Origin of the sequence: Pseudomonas sp. MN1F (assembly GCF_009391885.1) — a bacterium.
GTDB lineage: Bacteria > Pseudomonadota > Gammaproteobacteria > Pseudomonadales > Pseudomonadaceae > Aquipseudomonas.
This window is the reverse complement of record NZ_VZII01000071.1, coordinates 14,584-29,749: the sequence shown is the minus strand read 5'-3', so window position 1 is coordinate 29,749 and position 15,166 is coordinate 14,584. Positions and strand designations below refer to the sequence as shown.

Sequence of the window (15,166 nt, the reverse complement as noted above, 5' to 3'; positions counted from 1 at the left end):
ATCAGGCCGACCTGGTGAAAATCAGGGCCTGCCTAACGGCAGGCCGTTACCGGCCCGCACACAAAAAATCTGACAGTCCCGCTTACCGGGAGCTGCGCAGCCCCCCCCACGGATGTCACAGGCTGCGCTCTCGCTCCAGCCAATCCACAAACCGCTCGATCAACGCCCCACGCCGTTTACGCGGCGGCAGCACCGCGTAATACCCCCGCGCCGACCGCAAACTCCCCTCCAACGGCCGACACAGCAACCCTTGCTCCACCAGCCCATCAACCAGGTGGCCCCAGCCAATCGCCACTCCTTGCCCGGCAATCGCCGCCTGAATCAGCAGTGTGTAGTTATCGAACCGCAACTGCCCAGCCGGCGGTGGGCTGGCCACGCCAAAGCCGCGAAACACCCCCGCCCAGTCAAACCAGCGACTAGCCTGCTCACCGCGCAAGTGGAGCAACGGCAATCGCTGCAAAGCCACGGCTGACAAGGGTTTTCCATGAATCAGCCGCGGGCTGCAGACCGGGAAAACCTCCTCATCGAACAACCAGCGGCTTTCGCCCTGATGAAAGCGCCCATCGCCGAACAGCACCGCCACATCGATATCCGGGCGTAGCATCCCCTGGCTGCGCTCACCCGTCACCAGGCTCACATCGACCTGTGGATAAGCTTCGTGAAAGCGCTGCAGCCGTGGCATCAGCCAGAACGCCGCAAAAGCAAAGTCGGTGGCCACCTGCAGCACTTCCCGCTGGCCACGCCCACTGGCCAAGGCAATGCCGTCATCCATGGCTTGCAAACCTTGATGCACCTGCTCGAACAGCAGCTGGCCCGCCTCGGTCAGCTCGATGCCGCGGTAGATACGGTCGAACAGGCGTGTGCCCAGCTGCGCCTCCAGGCGCTTCACCTGCTGGCTAACCGCCGGTTGCGTAGTGCCCAGTTCCAGCGCCGCTGCGGTAAACCCACGCAAGCGGGCTGCGGCCTCGAACACACGCAAGGCATCCAGCGACAACTCGGCAAGGTGATCAAACATAAGCTCAGCTAATCCCAGACATTGCCCGCCATGGGCTTTACCCATGTTATCCACAGTCGCATCTTGGTAGGCAAGCGGTTCGCATAACCCTAAACGATGGAAGCTACCATGACGCGCCCGAATATCCTGTTCATCATGGCCGACCAGATGGCCGCGCCCCTGCTGCCGATCTACGGCCCTTCGCCGATCCAGATGCCCCATTTGAGCCGCCTCGCCGAGCAGGCAGTGGTGTTCGACTCGGCCTACTGCAACAGCCCGCTGTGCGCACCGTCACGCTTCACCCTGGTCAGCGGCCAGCTGCCGAGTCGCATCGGCGCCTACGACAACGCGGCCGATTTCCCCGCTGACGTGCCGACTTATGCACACTACCTGCGCCGCCTGGGCTACCGCACCGCGCTGTCGGGCAAGATGCATTTCTGCGGCCCGGACCAGTTGCACGGCTACGAGGAGCGCCTGACCAGCGACATCTACCCGGCTGACTACGGCTGGGCGGTGAACTGGGATGAGCCGGACGTGCGCCCGAGCTGGTACCACAACATGTCCTCGGTGCTACAGGCTGGGCCCTGCGTGCGCACCAACCAGCTGGACTTCGACGAGGAGGTCGTCTTCAAAGCACGCCAGTACCTCTACGACCATGTGCGCGAAAACGATGGCCGGCCGTTCTGCCTGACCGTGTCCATGACCCATCCGCACGACCCGTACACCATCCCCAAGCGCTACTGGGATCGCTACGAGGCTGTGGATATCCCCATGCCCCACGCCGAATTCAGCCAGACCGACCTCGACCCGCATTCGCAACGCCTGCTCAAGGTCTACGACCTGTGGAACAAACCGCTGCCTGTGGACAAGATCCGCGACGCCCGCCGCGCCTACTTCGGCGCCTGCAGCTACATCGACGACAACATCGGCCAGCTGCTGCAGACCCTGGAAGAATGCAACCTGGCCGACGACACCCTGATCGTGTTCTCCGGTGACCATGGCGACATGCTTGGCGAGCGTGGGCTCTGGTACAAGATGCACTGGTTCGAAATGTCGGCGCGTGTACCGTTGCTGGTCCACGCTCCCAAACGCTTCGCCGCAAGCCGGATCGGTGCCTCGGTATCGACCTGCGACCTGCTGCCAACCCTGGTGGAACTGGCCGGCGGTGCTGTGGATAACCAGCTGCACCTGGATGGCCGCTCACTGCTCGGCCACCTGCAAGGGCAAGGTGGCCACGACGAGGTCATCGGTGAATACATGGCCGAAGGCACCGTCGGCCCGCTGATGATGATCCGCCGTGGGCCGTACAAATTCGTGTACAGCGAAGATGACCCCTGCCTACTCTATGACCTGAGCCGCGACCCGCACGAGCGGGAGAACCTCACCGGCAGCCCGGACCATCAGGCGCTGCTGCAGGCATTTGTCGATGAAGCACGCCAGCGCTGGGATATTCCCAGCCTGCGCCAGCAAGTCCTGGCCAGCCAACGCCGCCGTCGACTGGTGGCCGAGGCGCTGGCCATCGGCAAACTGAAAAGCTGGGACCACCAACCCCTGGTGGACGCCAGCCAACAGTACATGCGCAACCACATCGATCTCGACGACCTCGAGCGCAAGGCACGTTATCCACAGCCCGCACCTATGGATTGATAAGAGAGGCCGCCATGCACAAGTTCTCCACCATCGTATTCGCCGTGGCGCTAGCCACTGCCACGGCCCATGCCGCCGACGGCGACGCACAATGCAGCACCGTGAAAATGGCCGACCCCGGCTGGAGCGACATCGCCTCGACCAACGCTGTCGCCCGGCTGCTGCTGGAAAGCCTCGGCTACCAGGTGAAGATCGACAGCCTGGCGGTGCCGATCATCTACGGCGGCCTCAAGGACGGCCGGGTCGATGCCTTCCTAGGCAACTGGATGCCGGCGCAGCAAGGTTTCCATGACAAGTTCATCGCCAATGGCGATGTGCAGCAGCTGTCGCGCAACCTGGAAGGCACCGAGTTCACCCTGGCGGTACCGGATTACGTATGGAATGCCGGGGTGAAGGATTTTGCCGACCTGCAGAAACATGCCGATCAGTTCGACCAAAAGCTGTACGGCATCGGCTCAGGCGCGCCTGCGAACTTGTCGCTGAAGGAGATCATCGACAAGAACGAATTCAACCTTGGCCAGTGGAAACTGGTGGAGTCCAGTGAGCAGGCGATGCTGGCGCAGGTTGACCGGGCGGTGAAGAAGCAACAGTTCATCACCTTCCTCGGCTGGACGCCGCATCCGATGAACGTGAAGCTGAAGATGCATTACCTGACTGGCGGGGAGAAGTGGTTTGGCAGCAAGGGCGAGGTGTTCACGCTGACCCGCAAGGGTTATCCACAAGCCTGCCCGAATGCAGCGAAGCTGCTGGGCAACCTGAGTTTCACCCTGGACATGGAAAACACCATCATGGCCGAGGTTGTGGATAAGAAGGTGAGCTACGATGAGGCAGCCAAGGCCTGGATCAAGCAGCATCCCGAGCGGCTGGAAGGATGGTTGGCCGGGGTGACCACCAAAGCCGGTGGCGATGCTCTTGAGGCCGTCAAAGCCAAGCTTTGACCTGCACCGGCCTCATCGCCGGCAAGCCGGCTCCTACAGGGATATCACAATACCTGAAGTTGGCACTGTACCTGTGGGAGCTGGCTTGCCTGCGATGGGCCGCAAAGCGGCCCCGACAATCTCAGCCCCGAGCGAGTTGGCGGCGCAGTTCAGCAAGCACTGGTGCCGTATCCGGCCGCACCCCACGCCAGATAAAGAAGGCCTCAGCCGCCTGCTCAGCCAGCATCCCCAAGCCATCCAGCACCTTGGCCGCACCCAGCTGGGTGGCCCACTGGCAGAACGGCGTCGGCTCCTTGCCATACATCATGTCGTAGCACACCGTGCGCCCCGCCTCGACCAGGCTGTCGGCAATCGGCGGCAGCTCACCGGCCAGGCTTGCCGAAGTGGCGTTGATGATCACGTCCACCGGCTCCTGCAACCAGGCAAACCCGCTTGCCACCACGGGCCCCAGCTCATCGAACTCCCGCGCCAATTGCTCGGCCTTTTCCACGGTACGGTTGGCGATTACCAGCGACTGCGGCTGTTGCGCCAGGATCGGCTCCAGCACGCCGCGCACGGCACCGCCAGCCCCGAGGATGAGAATGCGCTTGCCGGCCAGTTCGACCCCGGCGTTCACCGTCAGGTCGCGCACCAGGCCGGCGCCGTCGGTGTTATCGCCCTGCAGGGTGCCGTCGGCCAGCTTGCTCAGCGTGTTCACCGCACCTGCACGCTGGGCCCGCGGGGTCAGGCTGTCGCACAGGCGGTAGGCTTCTTCCTTGAACGGCACGGTGACATTGCCACCGCTACCTTGCTTGAAGAAGCCGCGTGCGCAGTCACTGAACTCGTCCAGCGGTGCCAGCAGGGTCGAGTACTCCAGGTCCTGGCCGGTCTGTTCGGCGAACAGGCGGTGGATCAGCGGCGACTTGCTGTGGCCGATGGGGTTACCGAAAACAACGTACTGGTCCATGGCGATTCCTTGTTTATCCACAGGCTTACTGGCCGAGCCAGTCGCGGTCCTGCAGGAAGTATTCGGTCAGGCGTGCTTCCTCACTACCGGGCGCGGCCTTCCAGTCGTAGCCCCAGCGCACTTGCGGCGGCAGCGACATGAGGATCGACTCGGTACGGCCACCAGACTGCAGGCCGAACAGGGTGCCACGGTCATAGACCAGGTTGAACTCCACGTAGCGGCCGCGGCGGTATTCCTGGAACTCGCGCTGCTGCGGGGTGAAGGGGGTGTTCTTGCGGCGCTGGACGATCGGCAGGTAGGCCTCGACGTAGGCGTCACCGATGGCGCGCAGGAAGGCGAAGCAGGTGTCGAAGTCCCACTCGTTCAGGTCGTCGAAGAACAGGCCGCCGATGCCACGCGGCTCGCCGCGGTGCTTGAGGTGGAAGTAGCGGTCGCACCAGGCCTTGTAGCGCGGGTACACGTCGGCGCCGAACGGCGCGCAGGCCTGTTCGGCCACGCGGTGCCAGTGGATGCAGTCTTCCTCGTTGCCGTAGTACGGGGTCAGGTCGAAGCCGCCGCCGAACCACCAGACCGCCTCTTCACCTTCCTTCTCGGCGATGAAGAAGCGCACGTTGGCATGGGACGTCGGCACATGCGGGTTGTGCGGGTGGATAACCAGCGACACGCCCAAGGCCTCGAAACCACGACCCGCGAGTTCCGGGCGGTGGGCGCTGGCCGACGGCGGCAAGCCGGCGCCGAACACGTGGGAGAAGTTGACCCCGCCTTTCTCGATCAACTTACCGTCGCCGATCACCCGCGTACGGCCCCCGCCACCGGCTTCGCGCACCCAGGCATCCTCGACGAAGCGGGCGCCGCCGTCTTCGGCTTCGAGGGCAGAGCAGATGCGGTCTTGCAGGTCGAGCAGGTAGGCTTTCACGGCCTCGGTGCGGCTAGTCATCGGGTCACCAGGAACGGGCAGGGAAGAATTCGCCGCGTAGCATACCACCGCCGGCGCGCGCGCCGCAGTTGACGGCGATCAAGCAAAGGCGTCCGATAGAAGGCCTTTTCCCGATCCCGACAACAGGAGTGCGAGATGGCCAAGCGTATCCAGTTCAGCCAGCATGGCGGCCCGGAAGTGCTGCAGCTTGTGGAATTCGAACCCGCCCCACCCGGGCCGCAGCAGGTGCGCGTGCGCAACCATGCGATCGGCCTGAACTTCATCGATACCTACTTCCGCAGCGGGCTGTATGCACCGCCGTCCCTGCCTTCTGGCCTGGGTACTGAAGCGGCGGGCGTGGTCGAGGCAGTGGGCGAGGGCGTGACCCGCCTGAAAGTTGGCGACCGCGTGGCCCATGCCGGTGGCCCTCTTGGTGCCTACAGCGAAGTGCATACGCTGCCGGAGGCCAATCTGGTCAAGCTGCCTGACAACATCAGTTTCGAGCAGGCGGCAGCGGTGATGCTCAAGGGGCTGACCGTGCAGTACCTGCTGAAGCAGACCTATGAGGTTAAGCCCGGTGACGTGATCCTGTTCCATGCCGCAGCGGGTGGCGTGGGGTCGCTGGCGTGCCAATGGGCCAAGGCCTTGGGCGCCAAGCTGATCGGTACCGTAAGCTCCGCCGAAAAGGCTGAGCGGGCCAAGGCGCTAGGGGCTTGGGCGACCATCGACTACAGCCGCGAGGACGTGGCCAAGCGGGTGCTGGAACTGACCGATGGCAAGAAATGCCCGGTGGTGTATGACGGCGTCGGTGCCGACACCTGGCTGACCTCGCTGGACTGCCTGCGCCCGCGCGGGTTGATGGTGAGTTTCGGCAATGCCTCGGGCGCGGTGAGTGGGGTGAACCTGGGAATTTTGTCGGCTAAGGGGTCGCTGTATGTGACCCGGCCGACATTGGCGACCTATGCGAATAATGCCGAGAACACCCAGGCTATGGCGGATGACCTGTTTGCGATGATTGGTAGTGGCAAGCTGGTTGTGGATATCCAGCAGCGGTATCCGTTGAGTGAGGCGGCCAAGGCGCAGGCGGAGCTGTCGGCGCGCAGGACCGTCGGCTCTACCGTTTTGCTGCCTTGAGCCGAACACTGCTCTCAAGCCAGTAGATACTCCCCCTGTGGGAGCGGGTTCACCCGCGAAGAAGGCGCCGCGGAGCATGGCACCGGCTTCGCCGGTGTTCGCGGGTGAACCCGCCCACAAGTCCAGCATCTGCCTTGAGTACAGCGCTACCCCTGTGAGGGCTGCTTCGCCGATGTTGGTGTCGTCTCGATACCATCGAGAATCGCTTCAATCACACCCTCCGCCATTTCAATCGCATGCAGGTTCGACCAGAACATGCCGCGGCCTTCTTCGCGCATGTTAGAAAAATCGGCGCAGGCTTGGCCCTAACCTGTGGGAGCGGGCATGCCCGCGAACACGGGCGAAGCCCATGCCATGTACCGCGCTGGATTTTTCGCGGGCACGCCCGCTCCCACAAGGGACCAAGTCCACCCGCCAGGCCTGTGTGTAGGTATCAGCCCGGGCGAACGACTTCGCCAGTAGCAAGGTTGCGAATCACACTCGGATTCTTCCGCCCCCCCAGCGCCCCACCGAGCACCAGGTCCAGCTGGCCATGGAAATACTGCTCCACCCGCAACCGGCTCTTCGCCGCCGGGCGCCCGCCCGGATTGCACGAGGTGGAAATCAGCGGCCCAACCAATGCGCACAGCTCGCGCACCTGGGGATGATCACTGACCCGCAATGCCACGGTGTCATGCTGCCCGGTCACCCACTCCGGCAACAGGTCCTGGTGCGGCACCAGCCAGGTGTTCGGCCCCGGCCAGGTGCTGCCCATGCGGTCGATCCAGTCCTGGGGAAAATCTTCGAACAGGAAATCGAACTGGCGGATGTTGTCGGCAATCAGGATCAGCCCTTTATCCACAGGCCGCGACTTCAGTGCCAGCAGGCGATACACCGCGTCCTCGTTCCATGGGTCGCAGCCCAGGCCCCAGACCGCTTCCGTCGGGTAGGCGATGACTGCGCCCGCCCGGATCTCACGTGCGGCTTGTTGCACACGAAAACTGCTCACCATTTGCGTCTCTCCGCCTTTTAACCTTGCTTGCGCGCAGTGTACTTAGCCAGCGCGGGCAAACCAACGCCCGCCGACATTGCTGACCCGGCCTTCAAGCTCCAGTTCCGTCAGCTGCGCCAACACCTCGGCCAGCGGCTGGTCGCTGAAGTGGGCCAGGTTCTCGCTAGTCTGTGGCGCGGCATGCAGCAGGGCAAGCAGTGGATGCGGCGGGTTCTCTACCACAGCGGGCGGCAGGTTCTGCCAACCGCGCAGGCTTTCCAGTATCTGTTCCACACTTTCCACCAGCAGTGCGCCATCACGAATCAGCTGATGGCAGCCCTTGGCCGCCGGGTGGTGGATCGAACCTGGAATCGCGTACACCTCGCGGCCTTGCTCAGCCGCCAGGCGGGCGGTGATCAACGAGCCGCTGGCAAGGCTGGCCTCGACCACCAGCACACCGAGCGACAAGCCGCTGATGATGCGATTGCGCCGCGGGAAGTTGCCTGGCAACGGCCCGGCATCGAGCGGGTACTCGGACACCAGCGCACCGTCCATGTCGATCATCATCCGCGCAAGGTCGCGGTGGCGCTGTGGATAAAGTTTTTGCAAGCCTGTTCCCAGCACACCGATGGTACCCCCGCCGACCTCTAGCGCCGCCCGATGAGCGGCACCATCGATGCCCAAGGCCAGCCCGCTGGTGATGGTGAAACCGGCCTGCGCCAGATAACGGGAAAATGCCCTGGCCGTATCGAGTGCCGGAGGTGTGGCACGCCTGCTGCCCACAATGGCCAGCTGAGGTCGGTCGAGCAGTGCTGTATTGCCAGCCACGAAAAGCAGCGGTGGGGCATCGTCGATTTCCCTAAGCAGTGCCGGGTAGTCAGGGCCGTCCCACATCAGTAAATGCTGGCCCGGGCGCTCTAGCCAGGCCATTGCGGCAAGCGCGCCATCGCGCACTTCGGCGCTGCGCCGGGCATCGATGGTGGTCTGCCCGATGCCTAACGCGCGCCAGGCCGAGCCCGGCGCACTCAGCGCCGAAGATGCACTGCCAAAGGCCTCCAGCAAGGTGTGAAAGCGTCGCAATCCTGTCTCGGGCAGGCGATGCAGGCGTAACCGCGCCTCCAGTTCGGCAGGCGGACAAGGCGACGAATGGTAAGTCGGCATGGGGATCATCCTTGATCAAAACAGGGCCATCTACGTGGCACAACTTGTGGATAAGTTTGTGGGTAACACTTTGAAAAGCTGTCCATGATTTGGCGGCTATCAGGCCTATAGAGACCCTAGACGAGCTTTCACAGGTGCTGAAATCCCCGTTTCCCTTTATTATGTGTGCTCAGTTTTCAACCGACCGCACAGTGACTGCCTGACCTTATGGCCATCTTGAACATTCTCGAATTCCCCGACCCGCGCCTGCGCACCATTGCCAAACCGGTAACGGTGTTCGACGACGCCCTGCGTCAGCTGATCGATGACATGTTTGAAACCATGTACGAAGCCCCCGGCATCGGCCTGGCCGCCACTCAGGTCAACGTGCACCTGCAGGTCGTGGTCATGGACCTCAGCGAAGACCGCAGCGAGCCGCGCGTCTTCATCAACCCGACGGTCGAAGAGCTGACCCACGACATGGGCCAGTACCAGGAAGGTTGCCTGTCGGTACCGGGCTTCTACGAGAACGTCGACCGCCCGCTGCGTGTACGGGTCAAGGCCCAGGACCGCGACGGCAAGCCGTACGAACTGGAATGCGAAGGCCTGCTGGCGGTGTGCGTGCAGCACGAGTTCGATCACCTGAACGGCAAGCTGTTCGTCGACTACCTGTCGCAGCTCAAGCGCGACCGGATCAAGAAGAAGCTGGAAAAGCAGCACCGCCAGCAAGCCTGATCCCCACCTCCCAGAAGGCTTGCTCCGGCAAGCCTTTTTTCTTTTTGCAAGCGAGAACTCCATGCGCATCGTCTTTGCAGGCACTCCAGAGTTTGCCGCCGAACACCTCAAGGCCCTGCTCGACAGCCCGTACGAGATCGTGGCCGTCTACACCCAGCCCGACCGCCCCGCCGGCCGTGGCCAGAAGCTCATGCCGAGCCCGGTCAAGCAATTGGCCGTGGCCCATGACATCCCGGTATTCCAGCCGCCGACGCTGCGCAACGCCGAAGCCCAGGCCGAACTGGCCGCGCTGAAGCCGGACCTGATGGTGGTGGTCGCCTATGGCCTGATCCTGCCGCAAGTCGTCCTCGACATCCCGCGCCTGGGATGTATCAACAGCCACGCCTCCTTGCTGCCACGCTGGCGCGGAGCGGCGCCAATCCAGCGCGCCGTGGAAGCGGGCGATGCCGAGAGCGGCGTGACCGTGATGCGCATGGAAGCCGGCCTGGATACCGGGCCGATGCTGCTCAAGGTGGTCACCCCGATCAGCGCCGAAGACACCGGCGGCAGCCTGCACGACCGCCTCGCCGAAATGGGCCCCCCGGCTGTAGTCCAGGCCATCGCCGGCCTGGCAGACGGTTCGCTGCACGGTGAAGTCCAGGACGATGCCCTGGCCACCTATGCCCACAAGCTGAACAAGGACGAAGCGCGCATCGACTGGAGCCGCCCGGCCGTCGAGCTGGAACGCCTGATCCGCGCCTTCAACCCGTGGCCGGTGTGCCACAGCACCCTGGATGGCGAAAGCGTGAAGGTGCTCGCCGCCAACTTGTCCACAGGCAAAGGTGCCCCGGGCGAGATCCTCTGCGCCAGCAAGGACGGTCTCGTCGTCGCCTGCGGTGACCAGGCGCTGAGCCTGACCCGCCTGCAATTGCCCGGCGGCAAGGCGCTGAACTTCAGCGACCTGTTCAACAGCCGCCGCGAGAAATTCGCCGCCGGCAAGGTACTGGGCCAATGAACCCACGCCTCGCCGCCGCCCGTGCCCTTGCCGCTGTACTCAGTGGCAAGGCCTCGCTGAACAGCTCGCTGCCGGCGCAGCTGGACAAAGTCGAAGAACGCGACCGGGGCCTGACCCAGGACCTGGCGTTCGGCACCGCCCGCTGGCAGCCACGCCTCGATCTGCTGGCCGCACAACTGCTGCAGAAGCCGTTCAAGGCCGCCGACGCCGATGTGCAGGCGCTGCTGCTGGTCGGCCTGTACCAACTGTTCTACACCCGCATTCCAGCCCATGCCGCCATCGGCGAGACCGTCGGCTGCGCCGACAAGCTGAAGAAGCCTTGGGCCAAGGGCCTGCTCAATGCCGTGCTGCGCCGCGCCCAGCGTGAGGGCGAGGAACTGCTCGCCGGCATGGAACGCGACCCGGTGGTGCGTACCGCCCACCCGCGCTGGTTGCAGAAGTCGCTGAAGGCCTTCTGGCCAGAGCAGTGGGAAGCCATTTGCGCCGCCAACAACGCCCACCCGCCGATGATCCTGCGGGTCAACCGTCGCCACCACAGCCGTGACGCCTACCTGGCGCTGCTGGCGCAAGCCGGCATCGGCGCCAGCGCCTGCCAGTACAGCCGTGACGGCATCGTGCTGGCCGAAGCCTGCGATGTGCGCGGCCTGCCAGGCTTCGCCGAAGGCTGGGTCAGCGTACAGGACGAGGCCGCGCAACTGTCCGCCGACCTGCTCGAACTGGCCCCCGGCCAGCGCGTGCTCGACGCCTGCTGCGCCCCTGGCGGCAAGACCTGCCACCTGCTTGAAGCCGAACCGGGCCTGGCCCACATGACGGCCATCGACCTCGAAGCCAAGCGCCTGACCCGCGTGCGCGAAAACCTCGACCGCCTGCAACTGGACGCCGAGCTGATCGCCTGCGATGCCCGCGACACTGCCAACTGGTGGGACGGCAAGCCGTTCCAGCGCATCCTGCTCGATGCACCGTGCTCGGCCACCGGCGTGATCCGCCGCCACCCGGACATCAAGCTGACCCGCCAGGCCGAGGACATTCCGGCCTTGGCCGCGCTGCAAGGCGAACTGCTCGATGCCCTGTGGCCGACCCTGGAAGTGGGCGGCATGCTGCTGTACGCCACCTGCTCCAGCCTGCCCACCGAGAACACCGAAGTGATCGACGCCTTCCTCGCCCGCACCCCGGGCGCCCGTGAGCTGGACCTGGCCACCGAGGCCGGCCTGCGCCAGCCCCACGGCCGCCAACTGCTGGCCCAGGAAGGCGGCCACGACGGGTTCTACTATGCCAAGCTGATCAAGATCGCCGCCTCGCGCGGGTAAGCACACAGGGTAGGGAGTAGCGGATGAAGATCATCATCCTCGGCGCAGGGCAGGTAGGCGGTACGCTGGCGGAACACCTGGCCAGCGAAGCCAACGACATCACCGTGGTCGACACCGATGGCGACCGCCTGCGCGACCTCGGCGACCGCCTGGACATCCGCACCGTGCAGGGCCGCGGCTCGCTGCCGACGGTGCTGCGCCAGGCCGGTGCCGACGACGCCGACATGCTGGTGGCGGTGACCAACAGCGACGAAACCAACATGGTCGCCTGCCAGGTGGCCTACACGCTGTTCCACACTCCGACCAAGATCGCCCGGGTGCGCGAGTCGGCCTACCTGACCCGCGAAGAGTTGTTCGACAACGACCATATCCCGGTAGACGTGCTGATCAGCCCCGAGCAGGTAGTGACCAACTACATCAAGCGCCTGATCGAACACCCAGGCTCGCTGCAGGTCATCGACTTCGCCGAGGGCAAAGCCCAGCTGGTGGCGGTGAAGGCCTATTACGGCGGCCCGCTGGTGGGCCAGCAGTTGCGCCAGATCCGCGCGCACATGCCTAACGTCGATACCCGCGTGGCGGCCATCTTCCGCCGCGACCGGCCGATCACCCCGCGTGGCGACACCGTGATCGAAGCTGACGACGAAGTGTTCTTCATCGCCGCCAAGAAGGACATCCGCGCCGTGATGGGCGAGCTGCGCCGTATCGATGAGACCAACAAGCGCATTGTCATCGCCGGGGGCGGGCAGATCGGCGAGCGTCTGGCCGAAGCCATCGAAAGCCGCTACCAGGTGAAGATCATCGAGATGAGCGCGGCCCGCTGCCGGCACCTCTCCGATACCCTTGAAAGCACAGTGGTGCTGCAGGGCAGTGCCTCGGACAAGGACCTGATGCTCGAAGAGAACATCGCCGACGCCGACATTTTCCTGGCCCTGACCAACGACGACGAGGCCAACATCATGTCGTCGCTGCTGGCCAAGCGCCTTGGCGCGGGCAAGGTCATGACCATCATCAACAACCCGGCCTATGTCGACCTGGTGCAGGGCGGCGAAATCGACATCGCCATCAGCCCGCAGCTGGCCACCATCGGCACTTTGCTGGCGCACGTGCGCCGTGGCGATATCGTCAGCGTGCACTCGCTGCGCCGCGGCGCGGCCGAGGCCATCGAGGCGGTGGCGCACGGTGATTCGAAGTCGAGCAAGGTGGTCGGCAAGGCCGTCGAGCACATTGCGCTGCCACCGGGTACCACCATCGGCGCCATCATCCGCGATGAGGAAGTGCTGATCGCCCACGACGACACGGTGATCGAGTCGGGTGACCATGTAATCCTGTTCGTTGTGGATAAAAAGCACATTCGGGATGTGGAGAAGCTGTTCCACGTCGGCTTGAGTTTCTTCTAGGAGAAGAGGGCATGCGCGAATCGCTGGAGAAGATGCTGGCCAAGGGTGTGGATAACCCGCTGCTCAGGTTTGGCCTGGGCAAGGCCTGGCTGGATGAGGGCAATGGTGCTGAGGCGGCGATACACCTGGCACGGTGCGTGGAGCAGGATCCCAAGTATTCGGCGGCTTGGAAGCTGCTGGGGAAGGCTTATCAGCTGGTCGGTGACCTGGCCGCGGCGCGCAAGGCTTGGGAAGATGGGATCGTTGCGGCGCAGGCCCATGGGGACAAGCAGGCCGAGAAAGAGATGGCTGTTTTCCTGAAGAAACTGAACAAGGCTTGAGATCGCCGGGGCTGCTTTGCAGCCCATCGCAGGCAAGCCAGCTCCCACAGGGACCGAGCAGGCTCTTGGATTCTGGGCAAACCCTGGCTTCCTGAGGTTAAAGCATAACCTCAGGTCGATGCGGTCGGTGTGGGAGCTGGCTTGCCGGCGAAAGGGGCGCAAAGCGCCCCCAACAATCTCAATACCAGCGCGGTTCGCCAGGCGGGCGCTTCTTGAAGCGCTTCATGCTCCACATGTATTGGCTCGGGTACTCGCGCACATAGCGCTCGACCACCTTGCTCATGGCCGCCGCCGACACGTTCACGTCGGTGCTGTACATCTCTTCAGGGGCAGCTTCCAGGAACACCTTGAAGCCCGATCCGTCCGGCAGCCGCAGCGCATGCAGGAACACCCCCACCGCCTTGCCACCGGCCAGCATGTTCGGCACAAACTTGCTGGTCAGCGCCTGGGTGCCCAGGAACGGCACGAACACCCCCGCCGATTCCGCCGGTTCCGGGTCGGCAGGAATACCCACCTGCCCACCGCGACGCACTTCCTTGATCACGCTGAGGATGCCTTCCTTGGTCGAAGGCGCCACACGGTTACCCATCTGCACGCGCTGCTCGCGCAGCAGGTCATCCACTGCCTTGAGCTTCGGCGGGCGGTAGAAGATGATCGGTTTGCACTGGTTGCAGTAGAAGTGGTTGAGCACTTCCCAGTTGCCCAGGTGGCTGGTGATGCCGACCACGCCCTTGCCAGAGGCCAAGGCCTGCTCCAGCACTTCCAGGCCGTGCACTTCCTTGACCAGCTCCAGCGAACGCTGCGGCGGCCAGATCCAGGCACAGGCACTTTCGACGAAGGACTTACCGATGTCCTTCAGTGCACGACCGACCAACTGCTCGCGCTCCACCGGATCCATCTCCGGGAAACACTTGGCCAGGTTGATGCGCACGACATTGCGCGAGCCGTTGGGGACTTTCCACATCAGCCAGCCGATACCGGCGCCGACGCGCTGCACAGCGCCCCAGGGCAGCTTGGCAAACAGACGCAGCACCCCGACCATCAGGGCGCCCTTGAACTTTTCCACAGGCAATTCCTTATTTCAGCAAGGCGCGCATTGTAACCCCTCAGCGCAGCAAGGCGGCGTAGCGATCGCAATCGGTGGTGTGGTCCATGACCATGCCGGTGGCCTGCATGAAGGCATAGCAGATGGTCGGGCCGACGAAGGTGAAGCCGGCCTTCTGCAAGGCCTTGCTCATGACCTTGGCTTCTTCGGTAACCGCTGGCACGTCGCCGCGGCCCTGGAAGTGGTTGATCTTCGGCTCACCGCCAACGAACGACCACAACCACTCGGCAGGGTTATCCACAGCCAGCCAGGCCTGCGCGTTACGCCGGGCAGCCTTGAGCTTGAGGCGGTTGCGGATGATGCCGGCGTCCAGCATCAACTCCTCGATGCGTTCGTCGCTCATGGCCGCCAGTTTCACCGGGTCGAAGCCGTGCATCACCTCGCGATAACGCTCGCGTTTGCGCAAAACGGTGATCCATGAAAGCCCCGCCTGGAACCCTTCGAGCAAAAGCATCTCGAACAGCAACGCCGGGTCACGCTGGGGCGTTCCCCATTCCTGGTCATGGTAGGCCTGGTACAACGGATCGTCGGTACACCAAAAGCAGCGTGGCATAAGGCTCCAATGAGTAGAGGGCGAGGCGAATCAGGTTATACTCCCGCTCTTTACATCCGCATCCCCAGAT

15 protein-coding genes and 1 pseudogene are annotated in these 15,166 nt (G+C 63.9%); 8 read left to right on the top strand and 8 right to left on the bottom strand.

The window, feature by feature from the left end:
• Positions 1 to 115: 115 nt before the first annotated feature.
• Positions 116 to 1,015, bottom strand: coding sequence for a LysR family transcriptional regulator (locus tag F6X59_RS27885; protein WP_152959282.1), 900 nt, complete (start codon positions 1,013 to 1,015; stop codon positions 116 to 118).
• A 108-nt stretch (positions 1,016 to 1,123) separates the two neighbouring features.
• Between F6X59_RS27885 and betC the strand changes: the two genes are divergently transcribed.
• Together betC and choX are read left to right on the top strand one after the other, a co-directional pair.
• Positions 1,124 to 2,641 (top strand): choline-sulfatase, encoded by a 1,518-nt coding sequence (gene betC / locus F6X59_RS27880; RefSeq protein WP_152959281.1) that lies wholly within the window; start codon positions 1,124 to 1,126, stop codon positions 2,639 to 2,641.
• A gap of 14 nt (positions 2,642 to 2,655) precedes the next feature.
• Entirely contained in the window at positions 2,656 to 3,579 is a 924-nt protein-coding gene (gene choX / locus F6X59_RS27875) for a choline ABC transporter substrate-binding protein (RefSeq protein WP_152959280.1), read from the top strand.
• Between the two features lie 121 nt (positions 3,580 to 3,700).
• Here choX and aroE read toward each other — a convergent pair whose 3' ends face one another.
• A complete protein-coding gene (gene aroE / locus F6X59_RS27870) occupies positions 3,701 to 4,525 on the bottom strand; it encodes a shikimate dehydrogenase (protein WP_152959279.1) in 825 nt (274 codons plus the stop codon).
• A 25-nt stretch (positions 4,526 to 4,550) separates the two neighbouring features.
• Positions 4,551 to 5,462, bottom strand: coding sequence for an oxygen-dependent coproporphyrinogen oxidase (gene hemF / locus F6X59_RS27865; RefSeq protein WP_110638928.1), 912 nt, complete (start codon positions 5,460 to 5,462; stop codon positions 4,551 to 4,553).
• 135 nt (positions 5,463 to 5,597) lie between these two features.
• Between hemF and F6X59_RS27860 the strand changes: the two genes are divergently transcribed.
• Positions 5,598 to 6,575, top strand: a complete 978-nt coding sequence (locus F6X59_RS27860) for an NADPH:quinone reductase (RefSeq protein WP_152959278.1) — start codon at positions 5,598 to 5,600, stop codon at positions 6,573 to 6,575.
• Positions 6,576 to 6,721: 146 nt separating this feature from the next.
• On the opposite strand, the pseudogene F6X59_RS28785 reads toward F6X59_RS27860, so the two are convergent.
• The 3 genes and pseudogenes from F6X59_RS28785 to dprA form a co-directional block, all read right to left on the bottom strand.
• Positions 6,722 to 6,853: pseudogene (locus F6X59_RS28785) on the bottom strand (hypothetical protein); the annotation flags it as partial.
• A 155-nt stretch (positions 6,854 to 7,008) separates the two neighbouring features.
• A complete protein-coding gene (locus tag F6X59_RS27855) occupies positions 7,009 to 7,566 on the bottom strand; it encodes an L-threonylcarbamoyladenylate synthase (protein WP_152959277.1) in 558 nt (185 codons plus the stop codon).
• Between the two features lie 42 nt (positions 7,567 to 7,608).
• Positions 7,609 to 8,706, bottom strand: coding sequence for a DNA-processing protein DprA (gene dprA / locus F6X59_RS27850; protein WP_152959276.1), 1,098 nt, complete (start codon positions 8,704 to 8,706; stop codon positions 7,609 to 7,611).
• Positions 8,707 to 8,913: 207 nt separating this feature from the next.
• On the opposite strand from dprA, the gene def reads away from it, so the two are divergent.
• From def to F6X59_RS27825, 5 genes are all read left to right on the top strand, one after another.
• Entirely contained in the window at positions 8,914 to 9,420 is a 507-nt protein-coding gene (def, locus tag F6X59_RS27845; protein WP_016712797.1) for a peptide deformylase, read from the top strand.
• 61 nt (positions 9,421 to 9,481) lie between these two features.
• Positions 9,482 to 10,414, top strand: coding sequence for a methionyl-tRNA formyltransferase (fmt, locus tag F6X59_RS27840; protein ID WP_152959275.1), 933 nt, complete (start codon positions 9,482 to 9,484; stop codon positions 10,412 to 10,414).
• A complete protein-coding gene (gene rsmB, locus F6X59_RS27835; protein WP_152959274.1) occupies positions 10,411 to 11,721 on the top strand; it encodes a 16S rRNA (cytosine(967)-C(5))-methyltransferase RsmB in 1,311 nt (436 codons plus the stop codon). Before fmt ends, rsmB begins: the two co-directional genes overlap by 4 nt.
• 23 nt (positions 11,722 to 11,744) lie before the next feature.
• On the top strand, positions 11,745 to 13,118 hold the full coding sequence (gene trkA / locus F6X59_RS27830) for a Trk system potassium transporter TrkA (protein ID WP_152959273.1): 1,374 nt from the start codon (positions 11,745 to 11,747) through the stop codon (positions 13,116 to 13,118).
• Positions 13,119 to 13,129: 11 nt separating this feature from the next.
• Positions 13,130 to 13,438 (top strand): tetratricopeptide repeat protein, encoded by a 309-nt coding sequence (locus F6X59_RS27825; RefSeq protein ID WP_152959272.1) that lies wholly within the window; start codon positions 13,130 to 13,132, stop codon positions 13,436 to 13,438.
• 178 nt (positions 13,439 to 13,616) lie between these two features.
• On the opposite strand, the gene F6X59_RS27820 is transcribed toward F6X59_RS27825, so the two are convergent.
• Complete coding sequence (locus F6X59_RS27820; RefSeq protein WP_346652397.1) at positions 13,617 to 14,504, bottom strand: lysophospholipid acyltransferase; 888 nt, start codon at positions 14,502 to 14,504, stop codon at positions 13,617 to 13,619.
• Between the two features lie 40 nt (positions 14,505 to 14,544).
• On the bottom strand, positions 14,545 to 15,096 hold the full coding sequence (locus tag F6X59_RS27815; RefSeq protein WP_085621437.1) for a DNA-3-methyladenine glycosylase I: 552 nt from the start codon (positions 15,094 to 15,096) through the stop codon (positions 14,545 to 14,547).
• Between the last annotated feature and the right edge of the window lie 70 nt (positions 15,097 to 15,166).